Annotated in this window: 17 protein-coding genes; 5 read left to right on the plus strand and 12 right to left on the minus strand. The window is 73.1% G+C overall.

What is annotated here, in order from left to right:
- Positions 1-32: 32 nt before the first annotated feature.
- The 6 genes from IFT79_RS04825 to IFT79_RS04850 form a co-directional block, all read right to left on the minus strand.
- On the minus strand, positions 33-1247 hold the full coding sequence (locus IFT79_RS04825) for a cell wall-binding repeat-containing protein (RefSeq protein ID WP_157485186.1): 1215 nt from the start codon (positions 1245-1247) through the stop codon (positions 33-35).
- A gap of 196 nt (positions 1248-1443) precedes the next feature.
- On the minus strand, positions 1444-2394 hold the full coding sequence (locus IFT79_RS04830) for a MurR/RpiR family transcriptional regulator (RefSeq protein ID WP_233568466.1): 951 nt from the start codon (positions 2392-2394) through the stop codon (positions 1444-1446).
- Positions 2391-3647: an allantoate amidohydrolase gene (locus IFT79_RS04835; RefSeq protein ID WP_192123024.1), complete on the minus strand. Its 1257-nt coding sequence runs from the start codon at positions 3645-3647 to the stop codon at positions 2391-2393. The genes IFT79_RS04830 and IFT79_RS04835 overlap by 4 nt, the downstream gene beginning before the upstream one ends.
- Positions 3644-4846 carry a pyridoxal-phosphate-dependent aminotransferase family protein gene (locus IFT79_RS04840; RefSeq protein WP_123571496.1) on the minus strand — a complete coding sequence of 401 codons (1203 nt, stop codon included), beginning with the start codon at positions 4844-4846 and terminating at the stop codon, positions 3644-3646. Before IFT79_RS04840 ends, IFT79_RS04835 begins: the two co-directional genes overlap by 4 nt.
- Positions 4847-4957: 111 nt before the next feature.
- Positions 4958-6616 carry an AtzH-like domain-containing protein gene (locus IFT79_RS04845; protein WP_342211765.1) on the minus strand — a complete coding sequence of 553 codons (1659 nt, stop codon included), beginning with the start codon at positions 6614-6616 and terminating at the stop codon, positions 4958-4960.
- A complete protein-coding gene (locus IFT79_RS04850) occupies positions 6609-7754 on the minus strand; it encodes an acetamidase/formamidase family protein (protein ID WP_159827978.1) in 1146 nt (381 codons plus the stop codon). The genes IFT79_RS04845 and IFT79_RS04850 overlap by 8 nt, the downstream gene beginning before the upstream one ends.
- Positions 7755-7867: 113 nt before the next feature.
- Between IFT79_RS04850 and pucL the strand changes: the two genes are divergently transcribed.
- Together pucL and IFT79_RS04860 are read left to right on the plus strand one after the other, a co-directional pair.
- Positions 7868-8761 carry a factor-independent urate hydroxylase gene (gene pucL / locus IFT79_RS04855; protein WP_056043854.1) on the plus strand — a complete coding sequence of 298 codons (894 nt, stop codon included), beginning with the start codon at positions 7868-7870 and terminating at the stop codon, positions 8759-8761.
- Between the two features lie 50 nt (positions 8762-8811).
- Complete coding sequence (locus tag IFT79_RS04860) at positions 8812-9288, plus strand: nucleoside deaminase (protein WP_342211766.1); 477 nt, start codon at positions 8812-8814, stop codon at positions 9286-9288.
- Positions 9289-9306: 18 nt separating this feature from the next.
- Here IFT79_RS04860 and uraH read toward each other — a convergent pair whose 3' ends face one another.
- The gene (uraH, locus tag IFT79_RS04865; RefSeq protein WP_159827984.1) at positions 9307-9633 is read right to left on the minus strand and encodes a hydroxyisourate hydrolase; all 327 of its coding nucleotides are present in this window, start codon (positions 9631-9633) and stop codon (positions 9307-9309) included.
- On the minus strand, positions 9630-10178 hold the full coding sequence (gene uraD, locus IFT79_RS04870) for a 2-oxo-4-hydroxy-4-carboxy-5-ureidoimidazoline decarboxylase (protein WP_192123026.1): 549 nt from the start codon (positions 10176-10178) through the stop codon (positions 9630-9632). Before uraD ends, uraH begins: the two co-directional genes overlap by 4 nt.
- A gap of 390 nt (positions 10179-10568) precedes the next feature.
- Here uraD and IFT79_RS04875 point away from each other — a divergent pair, with 390 nt between their 5' ends.
- Positions 10569-11501: an FAD binding domain-containing protein gene (locus IFT79_RS04875; protein WP_192123027.1), complete on the plus strand. Its 933-nt coding sequence runs from the start codon at positions 10569-10571 to the stop codon at positions 11499-11501.
- Positions 11498-14269 (plus strand): molybdopterin-dependent oxidoreductase, encoded by a 2772-nt coding sequence (locus IFT79_RS04880; protein ID WP_192123028.1) that lies wholly within the window; start codon positions 11498-11500, stop codon positions 14267-14269. Before IFT79_RS04875 ends, IFT79_RS04880 begins: the two co-directional genes overlap by 4 nt.
- A gap of 137 nt (positions 14270-14406) precedes the next feature.
- Here the strand turns inward: IFT79_RS04880 and IFT79_RS04885 are convergent, their stop codons facing one another.
- The 4 genes from IFT79_RS04885 to IFT79_RS04900 form a co-directional block, all read right to left on the minus strand.
- Positions 14407-15861 carry a nucleobase:cation symporter-2 family protein gene (locus IFT79_RS04885; protein WP_192123029.1) on the minus strand — a complete coding sequence of 485 codons (1455 nt, stop codon included), beginning with the start codon at positions 15859-15861 and terminating at the stop codon, positions 14407-14409.
- A gap of 310 nt (positions 15862-16171) precedes the next feature.
- Complete coding sequence (locus IFT79_RS04890) at positions 16172-17011, minus strand: 5'-methylthioadenosine/S-adenosylhomocysteine nucleosidase (RefSeq protein ID WP_192123030.1); 840 nt, start codon at positions 17009-17011, stop codon at positions 16172-16174.
- Positions 17008-17460, minus strand: coding sequence for an S-ribosylhomocysteine lyase (locus IFT79_RS04895; protein WP_043597358.1), 453 nt, complete (start codon positions 17458-17460; stop codon positions 17008-17010). Before IFT79_RS04895 ends, IFT79_RS04890 begins: the two co-directional genes overlap by 4 nt.
- A gap of 368 nt (positions 17461-17828) precedes the next feature.
- Positions 17829-18758 carry an aldo/keto reductase gene (locus IFT79_RS04900; RefSeq protein ID WP_056043866.1) on the minus strand — a complete coding sequence of 310 codons (930 nt, stop codon included), beginning with the start codon at positions 18756-18758 and terminating at the stop codon, positions 17829-17831.
- A gap of 130 nt (positions 18759-18888) precedes the next feature.
- Between IFT79_RS04900 and IFT79_RS04905 the strand changes: the two genes are divergently transcribed.
- Complete coding sequence (locus IFT79_RS04905; RefSeq protein WP_056043870.1) at positions 18889-19368, plus strand: SRPBCC family protein; 480 nt, start codon at positions 18889-18891, stop codon at positions 19366-19368.
- Positions 19369-19414 lie beyond the last annotated feature (46 nt).

Here is a 19414-nt window from a genome sequence, read left to right on the forward strand (position 1 = left end):
GGCCCCGGTCATGGCGACGCGCGCGATCCCGGTCAGCAGAGCCGGCTGAGGTCCGCGACCCGATCTGCGAGGGCGGACGGACCGCCGAGCAGCACGACCTCGTCGGGTTGCTGGAAGTCCACGGCATGGTACGTCGCGCTGGGCATGCACGCGGCGCGCGACGTGAAGAGGGGTTGGCGCAGGTACCCCGCAGCGGCAGCACCGGCCAGGGCGTCGGGGAAGTTCTCCCCGTTCGCCACGAAGACGCTCGTCTCGGTGAAGTGGTCGACGCCGTAGGGCAGTCCCCAGTGCGTCGAGAAAGCGGTCGACCCTGTCCAGTGCGAGGTCTCGTAGCGGTCGCCACCCGACAGCCTCTCCACTTCATGGGCCGTGCCGTCGACGGGCGCGACGCGTCTCAGGTCGTCGACGATGCCCTGGCTCATGACCGCGGGACCGCCGACCGGATACAGGTAGCCCGGATCGACGGCGGCGATGAGGTCTCGGGTCGGCTCGTCGAGTGACGGTGCTTCTCCGGGTACGAGGATGAGTGGCATGTCGTGGGCGCCGGCAGCGGCCGAGGCCGCGAGGGCGTCGGGGAACGATCGACCCGTGGCGACGAAGAGCGCTCCGTCGTCGAAGCTGACGTCGTAGCCGGTGTGGTCGGCGGGGTCGTAGAGGGAGATGACGTCTCGCGGCCTCCCGACGGCCGGCGCCTGCCAGGTGTCGTCCACGAACGCGTCGATCGAGATGGCGCGCGACGTGGCGAAGCGGTCCGCTCCGAACACACGGTCGACGGTGGCGCCGGGAACGACGCGCTCGACCTGGTCGACGACCCGGGGCGAGAGCGACGTCTCGCCACCGACCACGACGACGCGTTCGGGGTCGAGCCGCGCGATCTCGGCGAGGACGACCGCCGGCACCTCAGTCGTGTCGGACAAGAGCAACGGCCCGCCGAGGTGTGCGGCCGCGGGGGCGGCACTCAGGGCGTCCGCGAAACCGCGTCCCGAGGCGAGGTAGACGACCCGCGCCTCCCGGGTCCTGTCGATCGCAGGCCCGACGGGCTCGACGGGCGTCTCGTCGTCCGAGAAGACGCTCTGACTGATGCGGACGGCCGTCGAGAAACGGTCGTCGCCGGCGACACGGACGACGACCGCGTCGCTTTCCGCAGCCCGGGCGGATACGGGGATCGACGTGCAGAACACGGCGGTCAGCGCCGCCGTGGCCACCAATGCCCCGATCGTCCGCCGCGTCGTCACGATCTCGTTCATCTCGTCGCCTCTCGTCACCCCCACCGCTCGAGCCGAGACCGGTGTTTCCGTCCGACAACATAGCGCCCGGGCGAACCCGCGAGGCACCGAGCAGGCCGCCCCGCCGCCCGGCCGCCCGGCGTGCCACCCACCCGGCCCAGGCCACTCTGGACGCGAGCCGAGGTCGTGAGGTCAGCCCCGTGAGCTGACGTCAGGCTCATTCGAGCTCGGACAGCTCGGCGTACAGCTCGGTGATCTCGGCGACGCGGCTGCGGCCACCCTCGGGCCGGCCGGCGCGCACGGTCTCGGTCAGCACCGCCCCGGCCAGCAGGGCGGCCAGGCTCATCGCGCTCGCGTAGCTGTCGAACGGGGCAGGGGTCTCGACCGGGCAGTCGAGCCTCACCGTCACGTCGACGCCACGCAGCGACGGATCGGCCACGAGCACCACGGGCACGCCGCGCGCAGCCAGGGACGACAGCACGCCGGCGAACCCGGCCGGCCGACGACGGAACCCCACCAGGACGACGACGTCGCGCGCCCCGAGCCCGACCAGCTCTTCGCCGATGGACTGGCCCGGCTGCGGCGCCACGCGCACGTCGTCCCGCGCCTGGACCAGCTGCTGCCGCAGGTGGAGCGCCACCGGGTAGCTGTTGCGGAACCCGGCCACAACGACCCGCTCGGCCCCGGCGACCAACGCCGCGGCACGCTCGAGTCGGCCGTCGGAGAGCCCCGAGAGCATCACGTCGAGGTTGTGACGTTCGGCCTCGGCGTGCTCGGCGAGCCCACCGGAGGCGCGGGTCGGCCCGACCGGGACGCCACGGCTGCGCGACGCCCTCGCCTGGTCGCGCACCTCTTGCGCGTCGGTGAAGCCGAGCCGCCGGAACAGCCGCGACACCGTCGCCTTCGAGACGCCGCTCTGCTCGGCGATCTCGGTGGCGGTGTAGACGGCGAGATCGTCCAGGTGGTCGAGGATGAAGTCGGCCGCTCGCTGTTCCTGCGGCGAGAGGCGGCCGTAGCCCGAGTCGATGCGGTCACGGATGCCCGCCCCCTCGACCGGGCCCGCGCCTCCTTCACCCTCGGCCGCGTCCGCGCCGGCGGCAGCGGTGGCAGCGGCGACATCGCCGTGCGTGTCGTCGCCGTGAGCACCGTCTCCGCGGCGGCCGCTCACGCGGACGCCCGCGCCGCGACCGGGTGCGCCGCGGCGACCGCGTGCACGGCGGCCTCGAAGGCGTCGAGCGCGACGGCCACGTCGTCGATCGTGACGATCTCGTCGGGGTGGTGGCTGATGCCGCCGTTGCCGCAGCGGACGAAGAGCATGGCCCACTCGGTCAGCTCGGCGACGGCCATGGCGTCGTGCCCGGCCTTCGAGAACAGCACCATCGGGTCGGCGTCGCCGGTGGCGGCGATGCCCTCGCGGACGAACCCCCGGAGGCGCGGTGAGGCCACGACGGCCGGCGCACGGTGGGTCTCGTCCACCGCGAGGGTCAGCCCTCGACGCTCGCCGACCTCGGCCGCGACGGCCTGGATGCCGGCCCAGACCTCGTCGCGTCGGTCGTCGTGTTCGCCGCGGAGGTCGAGGCTGAACTCGACGAGACCGGGGATGACGTTGACGCCGCCGGGGAACGCCTGGAGGCGACCCACCGTGGCGATGCAGTCGGCCTCTCGGGCCAGTCGCTCGACCGCGAGGACGATCTCGCTGGCCCCGGCGAGCGCGTCGTGCCGACGGTGGAACGGGACGCCCCCCGCGTGACCGGCGACCCCGGTCAGCGTCAGTTCGAAACGTCGTGCCCCGGCGATCGACGAGACGACGGCGAGCGCCAAGTCGGCCTCCTCGAGGTAGGGGCCCTGCTCGATGTGGGTCTCGAGGTAGCCGATCACGTCGGCCGGTTCGTAGGCGGCGTCGCCGACCCGGTCCGGGTCGAGGCCGAACGCCACGAATGCCTCGTGCAGCGTCGTGCCGGACGCGTCGGCCAGGGACCACCACTCGGGCAGCCAGGTGCCGGCGACTGCACGGGAACCGAGCAGGGCGGTGCCGAAACGGGTGCCCTCTTCGTCGCCGAAGGCGAGGACCTCGATCGCGAACGGCAGACGGGTGCCGGACGCCTCGAGCCGCGCGACGAGGGCGATGCCGAGCAGCACGCCGAGGATGCCGTCGTAGCGGCCGGCGTCGGGCACCGTGTCGAGGTGCGAGCCGAGCAGCAGGGCGGGCAGGCCGGGCTCGGTGCCCTCGTAGCGGCCGCGCTGGTTGCCGGCCGCGTCCTGCCAGGTGGTCATGCCGGCCCGTCGCATCCACTCGCCGGCCATCGCGTTCACCCGGGCGTGCTCGGGCGAGAGGTACACGCGCTCGACGCCGGTGGGGCTGCTCGAGACCGCGGCCAGCGCGTCGCAGCGTTCGAGGACGAGGCGGGCCTCGTCGCTCACGCCGCGCCTCCTGCCCGGTCGGCGTCGAGGTAGACGTCGTACGCGGCCCCGACGCCGCCCCCGCTCGTGATCGGTGCGCCCTCGCGGCGGAGCACGGCCTCGAGCGCGGCGAGCGTCGTGAGCACGGTGTCGCGACGGGCGTTGTAGCCCATCGTGCCGATGCGCCAGACCTTACCGTGCAGCGGGCCGAACGAGGTGCCGATCTCGATGCCGAAGTCGGTGAGCAGGGCACCGCGCACCCGGTCGCCGTCGACCCCGTCGGGGATGACCACGGCGACCACGTTGTTCATCTTGTGCGCGAGGTCGCCGAACGTCTCGAGGCCGAGCCCCTGCACCCCGGCGAGCATCGCGCGGCCGTGCAGCTCGTGTCGTGCCACCACGGCGTCGACGCCCTCGTCGACGACGAGGCGGGCGCACTCGCGGGCGCCCCAGAGCATGGTGGTCGCCTCGGTGTGGTGGTTGAGGCGCTGAGGACCCCAGTAGTCGAAGATCATCGCGAGGTCGAAGTAGTTCGACGCGATGCGTCGGCTGCTGGTCGTGTCGCCGTCGGTGCGGATGCCCGCCTCGATCGACGTGCGGGCCCGGATGACCTCGACCGCCCGTTCGCCGTAGGTGACGGGAGACGAGCCCGAGGGGCCGCCGAGGCACTTCTGCAGGCCGGCGCTGACGGCGTCGAGGCCGAGCTCGTCGGTGCGGAAGGCGTTGCCGACGATCGACGCCGTGACGTCGGTGTAGAACAGCACGCCGTGACGGGCGCAGACCTCGCCGAGCCCCTCGAGGGGCTGGGCGACCGTCGTCGAGGTGTCGCCGTGCACGACCGCGAGCAGCTTCGGCTGGACGCGCTCGATCGCCTCGACGATGGTCTCGAGCGGGAAGACCTGGCCCCAGGGCACCTCGATGACGTGGACCTCGGCCCCGCAGCGCTCCGCGATCTCGCGCAGGAGGTGGCCGAAGCGACCGAAGACGGGCACGAGCACCTTGTCGCCCGGTTCGATCAGCGACACGAGCGAGGCCTCGATGCCGGCGCGCGAGGTTCCGTCGACGAGCAGGGTCTGCTCGTTCGAGGTCTGGAACACCTCGCGGTAGAGCGCCTGGGTCTCGTCCATGTAAGCGGTCATGGCCGGGTCGTACTGCCCCACGAGCTGCGCCGACATCGCGCGGAGCACCCGGGGATCGGCGTTGATCGGGCCGGGGCCCATCAGGAGGCGGGCGGGCGGGTCGATCGGCTGGAAGACGCGTTTCACCCGTCCCACCCTACGCAACCCGTGTTTCAACCAGGTGAACTCGGCGGGCACCGTCCGAGGCGGGCATCAGGTCGCCCAGGTCGCTGCGAGATCGAGCAGGGACAGGTCCGCCCCGCGGGGGCCCACGAGGCACAGCCCGACGGGCGCGCTCCGCCCGGAGGCGAGCGGCACCTCGAGGACCGGCGCCGACACGGCGGGGGCGCCGAGCACGCCGGCGATGCAGGTCAGCCCGAGGGTCGCCGAGCGCACTGCGTCCACCTCGGCAGCGGTCGCACCGAGCGCGGGCGCGGCCGAGGACGCGCTGGGCAGGAGCAGCACCCGGCCGTCGAGCAGGGCCTCGAGACGACGACGTTCGTGGCCGAGGGCGACCCGCGCCTCCTCGGCCTGCCCAGGCGAGACCGTCGCGCCGAACGCGAAGCGGGCCGACACGTCGGCGGCGAGTTCGCCCGGGTGCTCGGTGATCCAGTCGCCGTCGGACTGCCAGGCCTCGAAGGCCTGCAGCACGCGGAACAGCTCGAAGAGGTGGGCGACGTCGCCCAGCACGACTTCCTCGGGACGCTCGACCCGCCCCGCGGCGGTCGCCTCGTCGAGAGCCCTCACGAACTCGGCGCGCACGCCGGGCTCGACCGACGCGAGCACCCGCGGATCGACGACGTACGACGGCTCGACCGACATCTGGTCGGCCAGGGGCAGCGACGCCCGGGCCGCCCGACGGAGGGTGTCGACCTCGCGGGTCAGCCAGCCGACCGTGTCGAAGCTCGGCGCGAGCGGGAGCAGCCCGGCGCGATCGACCGCCCCGTGGGTGGTGCGGATGCCCCAGAGCCCCTGGTAGGACGCGGGCACGCGGAGCGATCCGCCGGTGTCGGTGCCCAGGGCGATGCTCACCTGCCCGAGGGCCACGGCCGCCGCCGGGCCACTGGTCGAGCCGCCGGGGATCGCACCCGGCACGGCCGGGTTGGGAGGGGTGCCGTAGGCCGAGTTGCGTCCGGCGATGCTGTACGCGAACTCGTCGGTCTGCGCGATGCCGCGCAGGTCGGCCCCGGCGTCGAGCAGGTGCTGCACCGCGGCCGCGTGCCGGGACTCGGGGGCCGCACCCGCGAGCCGGGCAGGCACGCCGGCCCCGATCGCGTGGCCTGCGACCGCTAACAAGTCCTTCACGGCGACCGTCTCGCCCGAGAGGGCAGGAGGCGCCGTGCCGGTCGGGTCGTCCCCTCGGCTTCCCGAGACGAGCGGCTCGCCCACGACCCGCCAGACCCGGCGGTCGATCGCCGGCGGCGACGCCTGCACCTGGGCCGAGGCGATCCGCCAGGAGCGGGCACCCCCCGGGCCCGCATCCGGATCGCGGCGCCAGAGCTGCGTGACGACACCACGACCCCCGGCGGCCGGGGCGTTGACCGACACGACGGTCGCCACGTCGGCGGTGACGACCCGAACGTGGCACTCGACCACCCGTCGCACAGGGCCGGACCCGCGCCTCCCCCGGAAGGCCGTGATCGCGTCGTGCCCCACCAGCAGCCCACCGGCGTCGGCGCGCATGACGGTGGCGGTCGGTTCGAAGGCCGCGGCGAGCGCGGCCTGGTCGTCGGCGGCGAGTGCGCGCTCGTAGGCGTCGAACGCCTCGAGCAGGCCGTCGGGCAGCTCGCCGTCGACCGAGGTGGGGACGGTGCCCGAGCCGACCCGTGCCTCCTCGGGGTGGCCCGGCGGTGTACCGGTCGCGTCAACCACCGAAGTCCGCCTTGCGGATGCGGGCGTGGACGCCCTTGACGAGGTCGACGACCTGCGAGATGTCGAAGTCGGTCGCCGCCGAGAGGTAGGCGTAGGCGAGGCTGCGGTCCATGCCGTAGCGGGCCTCGAGCAGGTCGATCGCCGCTCGGACGCAGGCGCGGACCGCCTCGTCGAGGTCTTCGTCGAGACCGGTCGGCACCAGCGACTCGGCGGTCTCGGCCAGCGGCCCGGAGATCTCGCCGAACAGCGCCACGGCCTCGGCGCGCGGCACCAGGTCGAACCGGACGGTCACGCGCAGGCTGGCCTCCATCGCGGTGAGCGCGACCTCGCCGTCGCCCTGGGCGAAGTGCGGGTCACCCACGTAGGCGAGCGCCCCGGGCACCTGGACCGGCAGGTGCAGGGACGCGCCCTCGGTCAGCAGGGCGATGTCGACGTTGCCCCCGTGCGGACCCGGCGGCACCGAGTGCGGTCGCTCGTCGCCCGCGACGGCGACCCCCATGATGCCGAGGAACGGGTGCAGCGGGAACCGCACCGTATGGCCGGCACCGGGCACGAGCGGCAACGTGCCGACCAGGGAGCCGTCGGGTTCGTGGTCGACGGCCGCGAAGACGCTGACCGGATCGGCGCCGAGCGGGAACTCGCCGGCGAGGGCCCCGCGACCGTGGCGGTTGGAGATGACGCCGTACGGCACGCGAGGTGTCGCGTCGAGCAGGGTCATCGTGACGACGTCGCCGGGCTGGGCGCCGCGGATCGCGATGGGGCCCGTCACGACGTGCGGGCCGTCGGCACCCGGATCGCGACCGTGCTGGTCGTCGCTCGCGGCGGCCAGGGCGACCGCGTCGTCGAGCACGTGCTCGGGGGGCACCCCGTAGCGGGCGAAGAAGGCCTGAGGATCACGGCCCTGGTCGTCGAGCACGCCCTCGTGGCTGAGGGTGTCGATGAGGACGGCCGTGCCCGGGTCGATGGTGAGCACGGGCTCGTCGGAGGCGCAGGGCAGGCGCCCCCACAGGGTCGTGGCGAGTGTCGCCGGCACGTAGGGGAGGGCATCGCCACGGTCGCCGGGCGACAGGGGTTGCAGGATCGGGGTCGCGGGAACGGGGCCCGACGAGGGTGCGGGGGTCGCCTCGGAGATCGCCATGCCCAGCACAGTAGCGAGTGGACGCCTCGTCCCGATAAGCCCTCTGAAACGAGTTGTTCACAAATCGCCGATCGTGAAACAAGTCGTTCACACGGTTGTGTGATCATCGCCGCATGGCGATCATCCTCGGCGACAACCAGTACGGCAAGGCGGAGTCGCGGCTCGTGCGCTTCTACCGCGACGGGCCCCGACACGAGATCCGCGACGTCAACGTCACGACGGCACTGCGGGGCCCCTTCGACGCGGCGTACCTCCGCGGCGACCAGAGTGCCGTCCTGCCGACCGACACCCAGAAGAACACCGCGTTCGCGTTCGCGAAGTCGAAGGGCGTCGAAGCCGTCGAGCGCTTCGGGCTCGAGCTCGCCCGCCACTTCGTGCACGACGTCGAACCCGTGACGGGTGCCCGCATCGAGATCGAGCAGTACGACTGGCAGCGGGCCGTGGTCGACGGCAGCGAGCACGACCACACCTGGCTGCGTTCGGGTCAAGAGGTGCGCACCGCCGCCGTCACGGTCGACGGCACCGGCGAGTACGTCGTGGGCGGGCTGAAAGACCTGGTCCTGCTCAAGTCGACCGGCTCCGAGTTCGCCGGCTTCCTGACCGACGAGTTCACGACCCTGCCCGAGACGCACGACCGGGTCATGGCGACGGCGCTCGACGCGAAGTGGCGCTTCGGCACGACCGACGTCGACTGGGAGGCCACGTACGCCGAGGTCAAGCGCCTGATGGTCCGCGAGTTCGCCACCCTGCAGTCGCTCGCCCTGCAGCAGACCCTGTGGCACATGGGCACGGCCGTCCTCGAGGCGATCCCCTCGATCGTCGAGGTGCGCCTGAAGGCACCGAACAAGCACCACTTCGCCTACGACCTGTCGCCCTTCGGCCTCGAGAACCCGGGCGAGGTCTTCTGGGCCGCCGATCGCCCGTACGGTCTGATCGAGGCGACCGTGCTGCGCGACGACGCCCCGCCGGCCCACGACGCGTGGCGCGCCTCCGCGGGTCTCGCATGAGCCTCGTCGAGCCCAGCCGCCCCACCCCCGCCCCACCCCGAGGAGACACCGTGACCGACGCCGACGACGCCCGCTGGCTGGCCCGCACCATCGAACTGGCCGTCGAGAACGTCATGAACGGGGGCGGACCGTTCGGGGCCGTCATCGTGCGGGGCGACGAACTCGTGGCCGAGGGTCGGAACCGCGTGACGGCCGACCTCGACCCCACGGCACACGCCGAGGTGACCGCGATCCGGGCGGCGTGCCGGGCGGTCGGCGACTTCTCCCTCGCCGGCACGACCCTCTACACCTCGTGCGAACCGTGCCCGCTGTGCCTCTCGGCGTCGCTCTGGGCCAGGGTCGACCGGGTCGTGTACGCCGCGGACCGGCACGACGCCGCGCGAGGCGGTTTCGACGACCTCGAGTTCTACGAACTGTTCGCGCGCGACCGGTCGACCTGGGACCTCCCCGTCGACGAGGTGCGCCCGGCGAACGCGCCGGCGCCGTTCGAGGCGTGGGCGAGCCACGACCACCGCACCGACTACTGAGTCGTCGTGCGAGGGGGGTCAGCTGCCGCGGTAGGTCGAGTACGCGAACGGGCTGAGCAGCACCGGCACGTGGTAGTGGCTCGACTCGTCGGCGAGGGTGAAGTCGATGGTCACCCGCGGGTAGAACGTGTCACGCCCGGCCGCCGCGAAGTAGGCGGCGGTCTCGAAGACCAGTCGGTAGTCGGCGGCGGGCAGGGCGTCCGGGCCGAGTTCGGGCACGCGCCCGTCGGCGTTCGTGACGCCGGTGGCGAGTTCGGTGCCCCGCGCGTCGTAGAGGGCGACGGGGACGTCGGCGGCCGGGCGGCCCAGTGCGGCGTCGAGGACGTGCGTCGTGACGTGGCTCATGCTCGGGCCTCGTCGTGGCCGGCGGGTGCCGACCCGGCAGGTGCCGACCCGGAGGGTGCCGGCTCGGCGAAGGTCGACTGCAACCGCAGCAGGGCGATGTCGCGCAGCTCGGCTCCGACGATGCGCAGCTCGGTGTCGTCGTCGAGCCCGAGCCGGCGGTGCAGCTCACCCACGATCTCGGCCCGGCTCCGACCGGCGGCACGGATCAGGAACACCCGGTCGAAGCGCTGCTCGTACGCGGCGTTGCCCTCGACCAGCAGCTGCGCGAGCGTCTCGTCGTCGGCGTCGACCGCCGAACCCTGCTCGCGCCGGCTGAACGCCTGGGCGGCACCGTCGCCGACCGGCTTCTCACCGATGCGCGGGTGGTGCGCCATCGCCTCGTCGATCTCGGCGGCGCTGAGCGGCGTGGCGGCGGCGGCCGCGACCGTGATCAGGGCGTCGGAGTCGGCGAACGGCGCCTGCGCCGCGACGTCGTCCACCCACCGCTCGACGGCGAGGGCGGCCAGCAGGTGCGAACGCAGGGTGGCGTCGTCGAGCTCGATCATGACGCACACCCTAGCGACGGTGCCCCGAGGCGACGGGCACGGCTGGCCGACCCGCGCCTCCCGGGCGTCGGGCGACGCGGCACCCAGGCGCGCCCCGGCGGGTGGCCGCTCGCACCACGTCCGCGGCCGCTCGCACCACGTCCGCAGCCGCTCGCACCACGTCCGCAGCCGCTCGCACCACGTGCGCGTCGTGGAACCACCCGCGAGCGTGGTTCGACCACACGACGGTGGTGCGACCCCGTCCCCGGCCCTCGCCGCGGCTCCGGCTCTCGTCCCGGCCCTCCCCCCGACGCGGCTGCGGTGTCGGCGGCTCCGCGCCGGGGCCGGTCGTTCGACGCCGAGCGAGCCGACACATGCTCGAAACGCCCGTCGTGCAGAGTGGGGTCTCCCATGGACCTGACCACCGTTCGCGAGATCCGCACCCCGTCACGCCGCGACGAGATCGTCTTCGCGCCCGGCGAGCGGCCCCTCGGCGGCGGCACGTGGCTGTTCTCGGAGCGGCAGCCCGGGCTGACCGGCCTGGTCGATCTGACCTCGCTCGGGTGGACGCCGGTCGAGCGCGGCATCGCCGCCGACGGCCGCGACGTCGTCAGCGTCGCCGCCACCTGCACCATCGCCGAGCTGCTGCGGCTGCCCGCCGACGCCGACTGGGTCGCCCACCCGCTCGTCGACCAGTGCGCGAACTCGCTGCTCGCCTCGTTCAAGATCTGGAACGTCGCGACGGTCGGCGGCAACGTCGCCCTCGGGCTGCCTGCCGGGGCCATGACGTCGCTCATGGCCACGCTCGACGCCACGGCCGTCGTCTGGACGACCGACGGCGGCGAACGCCGCCAGCCCGTGTCCGCCTTCGTCACCGGAGTGGTGCAGAACACCCTCGAGCCGGGTGAGGTGCTGCGCGCCCTCGAGGTGCCACTCGGGTCCCTGCGCTCCCGCACCGGGTTCCGGCGCATCTCGCTGAGCCCCCTGGGCCGCTCGGGCACGCTGGTCACGGCCCGGCTCGGCCTCGACGGCGAGTTCGTGGTCACGATCACGGCGGGGACGACCCGTCCCGTCCAGCTGCGCTTCGACGAGGTGCCCGGCGAGCGGGCCCTGGCGGACGCTCTCGGCCGCATCGACTGCTGGTACTCCGACCCCCACGGCGACCCCGACTGGCGCCGCGCGATGAGCGCCCGCTTCGCCGACGAGCTGCGGGTCGAGCTCGGACGGCCCGCCACCGACGCACCGGTGCGACCCGTGCGCGAGTCGACCCACGACCCGCGCAGCGCGGCCGCCCGCGCGAGGCGGACGCCGCCCACCACCACGACCCCCGGAGGCGCGCGATGACCCCGAGACACGTCACGTTCGAGGTCGACGGCCTCCCGCTCGACGCCGACGTCGACCCCGGCCAGGTGCTGCGGACGGTGCTGCGCGAGCACGGCGTCCACTCGGTCAAGAAGGGCTGCGACGCGGGCGACTGCGGCGCGTGCTCGGTGCTGGTCGACGGCGAACCCGTGCACTCGTGCATCTATCCCGCGCACCGGCTCGAGGGCCGGGCGGTGACGACGGCGGCCGGTCTCGGCACCCCCGAGCACCCCCACCCCGTGCAGCAGGCGTTCGCCGACGCGGCCGGGTTCCAGTGCGGCTTCTGCACGGCCGGCATGGTGGTGACGGCCTCGATGTTCACCGAGGCCGACGCGGACGACCTCCCGCGCCTCCTGAAGGGCAACCTGTGCCGGTGCACGGGGTACCGGGCGATCGGCGACGCGATCTGCGGCGTCTCGAACACGGTGGCCCCGGCCGACGGCGAGGCGGCCGGTCGGTCGGTGAAGGCCCCGGCGGCCCTGCGCGTGGCGTCCGGCAGCGAGCCGTACACGCTCGACTTCCGCAGCACGACGAAGCTGCTGCACCTCGCCGTGCTCGGCAGCCCGCACCCCCACGCCCGCATCACCTCGATCGACACGAGTGCCGCCGAGGCGCTGCCCGGCGTGCACCTGGTGTTGACCCACCGCGACTCCCCCGCGACGTTGTTCTCGACCGGTCGCCACGAAGACCGCGAGGACGACCCGGACGACGGCCTGGTCCTCGACCCCGTGCTGCGGTTCCGAGGGCAGCGCGTCGCCGCGGTCGTCGCGGACGACGTCCGCACGGCGACGAACGCCCTGGCCGCGATCGTGGTCGAGTACGAACCGTTGCCCGCCGTGTTCGACCCCGAGACGGCGCGCTCCCCCGGGGCCCCGCTGCTGCACGGCGAGAAGACCGTCGAGGCGTCGCGGATCGCGTTCCCCGAGCGCAACACCGTGGCCGCCATGCACGACGAGACGGGCGACGTCGAGGCCGGTCTGGCGGCGGCGGACGCGGTGGTCGAGGGCACATGGCGCACACAGCGCGTCTCGCACGGCGCCCTCGAGACGCACGCCTCACGCGGCTGGCTCGACGACGGCGGGCGCCTCGTCGTCCGCACGGCGAGCCAGGTGCCGTTCCTCGTGCGGGACGAGCTGGCCCACGTCTTCGGGCTGCCGCAGGAGCAGGTCCGGGTCTTCGCCGCCCGCGTGGGCGGCGGTTTCGGGGGCAAGCAAGAGCTCATCACCGAAGACCTCGTCGCCCTCGCCGTGCTGCGCACCGGTCGACCCGTGCAGTACGAGTTCACCCGCGAGGACGAGTTCACGATCGCGCCGACCCGCCACCCGATGCGCGTCCGCGTGCGCGTGGGAGCGACGAGCGACGGGGTGCTGACCGCGCTGCACGTCGACCAGCTGATGGACACGGGCGCCTACGGCAACCACGGCGTCGGCGTCATGTACCACTCGGTGCACGAGTCGACGAGCGTCTACCGCTGTCCGAACAAGCGCGTGGACGCCGAGTCGGTCTACACGAACAACCTGCCCTCGGGGGCGTTCCGCGGGTACGGGCTGGGGCAGGTCGTCTTCGCCGTCGAGTCCGCGATGGACGAACTGGCCCGCGAGCTCGGCATCGACCCGTTCGAGCTGCGCCGCCGCAACGTGATCGTCCCCGGCGACCCGATGGTGGTCACCGACCCCGACGAAGAGAGCGATCTGCTGATCGGCAGCTACGGTCTCGACCAGTGCCTCGACCTGGTCGAGCAGGCGCTGGAGTCCCCTGCCCCCGAGGGCGCGCCTCCTGCCCCCGTCGGCCCGACCTGGGTCACCGGGCGCGGCATGGCGCTCGCCATGATCGCGACGATCCCGCCACGCGGTCACTTCGCCGACACCTCGATCGAGCTGCTGCCCGACGGCCGCTACGACATCGGCGTCGGCACGGCCGAGTTCGGCAACGGGACGACGACCGTGCACACCCAGCTCGTCGCCTCGGCGCTCGGCACCACGCCCGACCGGGTCGTCGTCCGGCAGTCCGACACCGACGTGGCCCGCTACGACACGGGTGCGTACGGGTCGGCCGGCGTCGTCGTCGCCGGCAAGGCCCTGCTCGCCGCCGCCCACAAGCTGCGCGCGGCGATGGTCGACCGCGCGCTTGCGATCGCCGGAGGCGCAGGTCACGCCGTCGACACCGGCACCGCCCCCGAGGTGGTCGCGGGCGGCGTCGTGGTGCGGGTCGGCCCCGGTGTCGACGCGACCGTCCTGGTGTCCGGCGAACGGCTGCTGGCCGACGGTCCGCTCACCGCCGACGGTTCCCACGACGGCACCCCACGCTCGGTGGCGTTCAACGTGCACGGCTTCGAGGTCGCCGTCGACCGGGCGAGCGGCGAGGTGCGCCTGCTGCGCTCGGTGCAGGCGGCGGACGCCGGGGTCGTACTCAACCCCGAGCAGTTGCGGGGGCAGGTCGAGGGCGGCACGGCGCAGGCGATCGGCACGGCCCTCTACGAAGAGATGATGCTCGACGACGAGGGTCGCGTGCTGACGACGGCGTTCCGCAACTACCGGATGCCCAAGTTCGGGGACGTGCCCCAGACCGAGGTGCACTTCGCGACCACGCACGACGACCTCGGTCCGCTCGGCGCCAAGTCGATGAGCGAGGCGCCGTACAACCCGGTGGCACCCGCCCTGGCCAACGCGATCCGCGACGCCCTCGGCGTGCGGCCCCACGAACTGCCGATGTCGCGCGACCGCCTCTGGCGCCTCGCCGGCGGTCGCTGAGCCGGGCAGGGCGGGCCGGGCCGGGGCCGGGGCCGGACCACGCGTCGCACCACCGAGCGAACGTCGCACCGCCGACATGCGCGGTGCGACGTTCAGTCGACGGTGCGACGCGAGCGCGGGCTGGACCGGGACGGGGCTCAGCCCTCGCGCTCGGTCGCTCCGGCCGGTGCCGCGGGCCCGCGCACGGCGTCGTGCGCCGACACGTCACGGTCCGCACCCTCGTCGCGCGCCTGCATCCGCGGCGAGTTGAGCAGCAGGTTCAGCAGCACGGCGACGATCGCGCCGGCGCTGATGCCCGAGTCGAAGACGATCGTGAACCAGGTCGGGAACTGCGCGTAGATCTCGGGGCTGACCGTCGGCAGCAGGCTCAAGCCCAGCGCGACCGCCACGATCAGGATGTTCGAGTTCGTGAACCGCACCTTCGACAGCGTCCGGATGCCGCTCGCCGCGACCATGCCGAACAGCGCGACGCCCGCCCCGCCGAGCACCGCCACGGGCACGCCCTCGACGACGGCCCCGAGCGCGGGCACCAACCCGAGCACCACGAGGATGCCCCCCGCCAGCGTCGCCACGTACCGCGACTTCACGCCGGTGATGCTGACCAGGCCGACGTTCTGTGCGAACGCGGTGTACGGGAACGTGTTGAAGACGCCGCCGATGACGGTCGACAGGCCGTCGGCCCGCAGCCCGTCGGCCAGTCGTCGCGGCGTCACCGGGCGGTCGACGATCTCGCCCACCGCGATGATGTCGCCGGTGGTCTCGGTCATGATGACCAGGCCGACGATGCACATCGACACGATCGCGCTCACCGGGAAGGTCGGCAGCCCGAAGTGGAACGGCAGGGCGAGCCCGAACCAGGCGCTCTCGCCCACTCCGCTCCAGTCGGTCAGCCCGAACGGCCAGGCGACGAGGGTGCCGACGACGAGCCCCAGCAGGATCGACAGGCGGCGGAGCGCAGGAGGCGCGAACCGCTCGATCAGGATGATCAGCAGCAGGGTGCCCGCGGCGAATGCGACGTCGAGCGGGCGTCCGAAGTCGTCGGAACCCGCGCCTCCTCCGACCCAGCCGGCGGCGACGTCCATGAGCGAGACGCCGATGATCAGGATGACCGTGCCCGTGACGATCGGCGGGAAGAACCGCACCAGCTTCGAGAAGAACGGGGCGAGCAGCATCATGAAGACGCCGCTCGCGATGACCGAGCCGTAGATGGCCGTGATGCCGTACTCGCCACCGATCACGATCATCGGTCCGACGGCGGCGAAGGTGCAGCCCTGCATCAGGGGCAGCCGCACCCCGAATCGCCAGAACCCGACGGACTGCACGATCGTCGCGATGCCGGCCACGAACAGGTCGGCGCTGATCAGGTAGGCGATGTCGCCGGGCTCGAGCTGGCCCATGCCGACCAGCGCTCCGCCGACGATGAGGGGCACGGCGACCGCCCCGGCGTACATCGCGAGCACGTGCTGCAGGCCGAGTGGGAAGAGCCTCCGCAGCGGGGGGACGCGGTCGACGGGGTGTGTCGTCTCGGGCGGCCCGGCGGTCGCGACCGGGGAAGCGGGCGGCTCGGGTGACTCGGGCGAGGACTGTGACATCGGGACTCCTGATCGTGGGGATGTCGGGTGGTCGCCGCCAGCGTACGAAACGCGCGTTTCGTCGCGACGGCACGCGTGTTTCAGGCTCGTGTCGTCGGCGGGGTCGATGCGCTCGGTGCCGCTCGTGCCGATGCACCCGCTGTCGAACGATGCATCCACGAGCACGGGGGTGCATCGTTCGACACCAGGTGCCTCGAGAAGGAGGCGCGGGCTGGCGGCCGACGAGCGCGGCGGCATCCGGCGCCGTCACCAGGCGACGCGGGCGCGGCGCGGCGCCGCACCGCGCAGCGCGGCCAGCGCAGCCCGTCGATCAGCGCGCGGTGATCGCCCGCACGAGGTGCATCGTGACGTCCGCCGATCGCCCCGCCGTCAGGGCGAGGTTCTCGTCGTGCACGTCGTGGGCGTCCGGACCGGCGAGGTCGCTGATGCCGCGCACCGAGACGAACGGCACGTGGTGGACGTGGCAGGTCTGCGCGATCGCCATCGACTCCATGTCGACGGCGTCCACGTCGACGACGTCGGCGAAGGCGCTGCGCACGCCGATCACGCGTTCGGCGGTCATGAACGCGTCGCTCGACGCGATCAACCCCGGGCGCACGGCCCACGGACCACCCGACGTGCCGTCCGACCCGGCCGACGGCTCGCCCGAGCCGGCCGACGTGTCGGACGGGACGGACGTGTCGTACGCGACCGCCGCCTCCATCAGGGACTCGTCGGCGTGGAAGCTGGCCGGCATCCCGGGGACCTGCCCCAGCCGGTAGCCGAACACGCGCGCGTCGGCGTCGAGGTTGACGTACTCAGAGCCCGCGACGACGTCGCCGATCTCGATGCCGGCGCCCATGCCCGCAGCGGTGCCGGCGCTGATCACGGTCGGCACGACACCCTCGAGCGAGCCGGCCCGCACGATGGCCGACGTGGCCGCTCCGGCCGCGTTGACGAACCCGATGCCGCTCTGCACGAGCAGCAGCTCGACCCCGTCGATCTCGACGACCCGCTGCAGCGACCCGCCGACGGCGACCGGCTCGTCGACGCGCGACGCCCGGGAGACGAACGGGGCCGCCTCGTCGGCCATCGCCACGACGACGATGATCGGGGGGACGGCGACCGCCGCGACCCCGTCGGCAGGAGGCGCGGCGTGCGTTCCGCTCATCGGGTGACGGTCGACCACTCGTCGCGGGCCGCGAGGAAGTCGCGGGCGACGCCCTGGGCACCCTCGAGCGTGTGGTTGGCACCCCAGCCGCACTGGACCTCGTTGGCCGCGGGGACCTCGGTCGCGGTGGTGATGTCGGTGAGGGTGCCCTCGATCAGCGACAGGACGTCGTCCATCGCGGGGTCGCCCTGCAGGATCAGGTAGAAGCCGGTCTGGCAGCCCATCGGCGAGAAGTCGATGACGTCGCCGGAGCGGTTGCGGGAGTGCTCGGCGAAGAGGTGCTCGAGCGAGTGGACCGACGCCATGTCGAGGTGAGCCTCGTTCGGTTGCGTGAACCGGACGTCGAACTTGGTGATGACGTCGCCGTGCGGCAACGTCTTCTGGTCGGCGACGCGCACGTAGGGCGCGGCGACGGTGCGGTGGTCGAGGTTGAACGACTCGACGTTCATCTTGGGCTGGGTCACGATGGTCCCTTCGGGGTGCGGACGGGGCGCGGGAGGCACCTCGGTCTCTGCACCGATCTCTGCGTCCCAACGCCCTGTCGACCCTAGGACATTCCCTCCGCGCCGGTCGGAGTGTGACCCCGCATGCGGCCCGCTGCCCCGCCGCTCCGCCGCTCGGCCGCTCGGCCCGCCACCCCGCCACCCCGCCGCTCATCCCGCTCGGCTCGCCACCCCGCCACCCCGCCACCCCGCCACGAAGTAAACAACCCGCCACGCAAAAAGGTGGCGGTGTGTTTACTTCGTGGCGGCGAGCGGGAGGAAAGGGATGGGGGGCGGACCGGCGGGCGCAGCGCAGCGCAGCGCAGCGCAGCTCGCTACGGCAGCGTGTGCCCGGCGGCCGTGAAGAGCCGGTACCACTCGGGCCGGGTCAGGGGCACGTCCGACCCCGCGGCGCTGTCGCGGAGGTGCGCGACGCTCGTGGTGCCGAGCACGACCTGCATCCGGGCCGGGTGCCGGGTGATCCAGGCCACGGGGATCGCCGACGGCGGGACGTCGTACTTGGCAGCGAGCTCGTCGATGACGTCGTTGAGCTCGGGGTAGCCGTCACGGTCGCCGAGGAACACGCCGTCGAAGAACCCCTTCTGGAACGGCGACCAGGCCTGCAGGGTCATGTCGTTCAGGCGGCTGTGGTCGAGGATGCCGTTGTCGCGGTCGACGGACTGGTCGAGCCCCGCCATGTTGGCCGCGACGCCCGCCGCGATCAGCGGGGCGTGGGTGATGCTGAGCTGCACCTGGTTGACGATCAGCGGCTGCGTCACGCTGCGCTTGAGCAGCTCGACCTGGGCGGGCGTGTGGTTCGAGACGCCGAAGTGGCGCACCTTGCCGGCGGCGTGCAGCTGGTCGAAGGCGGCGGCCACCTCGTCGGGCTCGACGAGGGCGTCGGGGCGGTGCAGCAGCAGCACGTCGAGGCGGTCGGTGTGCAGGGCGGCGAGCGAGGCGTCGACCGACTCGAGGATGTGCTCGGTCGAGAAGTCCCAGAAGCCGTCACGGATGCCGACCTTGCTCTGCAGCTGGATCGCGTCGCGCTCGGACGAGGTCATGGTGACGGCGTCGCCGAAGCGCTGCTCGCAGTGGTGGGGGTGGTCGCCGTACACATCGGCGTGGTCGAAGAAGTCGATGCCGAGGTCTCGGGCCTCGGCCACGAGTTCACGGATCGCGTCGTCGGTCATGCCCGAGATGCGCATGAGCCCGAGGACGATGGTCGAGGCGGGGCGGTCGGTGGTGGGTAACGTCGTCGTCTTCACGCGGCCAGTCTGCTCTCGTCCGGCGTCCCCGGGAGCCGACCCGCGCCTCCTGGGGGGACGGTCAGGAGGCGCGGGGCGCCTGGGGAGGACCCGTCCCGTCGTTCGCGCCCTCCGTTCCGAACCCCCCGGCATGACCGTCACCGCGAGCGCGAGCACCGCGCGCGTCGCCGCCGCTCCGCTCGACCGGGCGTGGAGCATCGCGACGCCGCTGACCCCCGTCGGGTTCTATCCGCGGGCGGGGGTGATCCCGGCCGTCGTGGCCGTCCACGACCAGACCGGCCCGTGGGACGCCGTGGGGCGCACCCGTCGGCTCGAGCTGTCGGACGGCAGCAGCGTCGTCGAGAGCCTCGTGCGCGTGGAGCCCGACGGGGTCTTCGTCTACGAGCTCAGCGAGTTCACCGGGCTGCTCGGGCGGCTGGTGACGGGCGGCCGCGCGGACTGGAGCTACCGGGCGACCCCGAGCGGGCGCACGCGGGTCGACTGGACCTACTCGTTCTTCGCCCGACCGGGGCGCGGGGCGATCGTGCGCGGGATCGTGCGCTTCGCCTGGGCGCCGTACATGCGCCGCGTGCTCGTCGGCATCACCCGCGAGATCGAGCGCACCGCCTAGCCGGGCGCGTCCACACCCGGGCTCGTCCACGTCCCGGGCTCGTCCA

The organism is Frigoribacterium sp. CFBP 8759 (genome assembly GCF_014841655.1).
Lineage (GTDB): Bacteria > Actinomycetota > Actinomycetes > Actinomycetales > Microbacteriaceae > Frigoribacterium.

Bases quoted from the DNA above. Each gene is read 5' to 3' on its own strand.
- IFT79_RS04825 (WP_157485186.1), bottom strand. From the start codon at position 1,247: ATGAACGAGATCGTGACGACGCGGCGGACGATCGGGGCATTGGTGGCC.
- IFT79_RS04840 (WP_123571496.1), bottom strand. From the start codon at position 4,846: ATGGGCCCCGGCCCGATCAACGCCGATCCCCGGGTGCTCCGCGCGATG.
- IFT79_RS04850 (WP_159827978.1), bottom strand. From the start codon at position 7,754: ATGGCGATCTCCGAGGCGACCCCCGCACCCTCGTCGGGCCCCGTTCCC.
- pucL (WP_056043854.1), top strand. From the start codon at position 7,868: ATGGCGATCATCCTCGGCGACAACCAGTACGGCAAGGCGGAGTCGCGG.
- uraH (WP_159827984.1), bottom strand. From the start codon at position 9,633: ATGAGCCACGTCACGACGCACGTCCTCGACGCCGCACTGGGCCGCCCG.
- uraD (WP_192123026.1), bottom strand. From the start codon at position 10,178: ATGATCGAGCTCGACGACGCCACCCTGCGTTCGCACCTGCTGGCCGCC.
- IFT79_RS04875 (WP_192123027.1), top strand. From the start codon at position 10,569: ATGGACCTGACCACCGTTCGCGAGATCCGCACCCCGTCACGCCGCGAC.
- IFT79_RS04880 (WP_192123028.1), top strand. From the start codon at position 11,498: ATGACCCCGAGACACGTCACGTTCGAGGTCGACGGCCTCCCGCTCGAC.
- IFT79_RS04885 (WP_192123029.1), bottom strand. From the start codon at position 15,861: ATGTCACAGTCCTCGCCCGAGTCACCCGAGCCGCCCGCTTCCCCGGTC.
- IFT79_RS04890 (WP_192123030.1), bottom strand. From the start codon at position 17,011: ATGAGCGGAACGCACGCCGCGCCTCCTGCCGACGGGGTCGCGGCGGTC.
- IFT79_RS04895 (WP_043597358.1), bottom strand. From the start codon at position 17,460: ATGAACGTCGAGTCGTTCAACCTCGACCACCGCACCGTCGCCGCGCCC.
- IFT79_RS04905 (WP_056043870.1), top strand. From the start codon at position 18,889: ATGACCGTCACCGCGAGCGCGAGCACCGCGCGCGTCGCCGCCGCTCCG.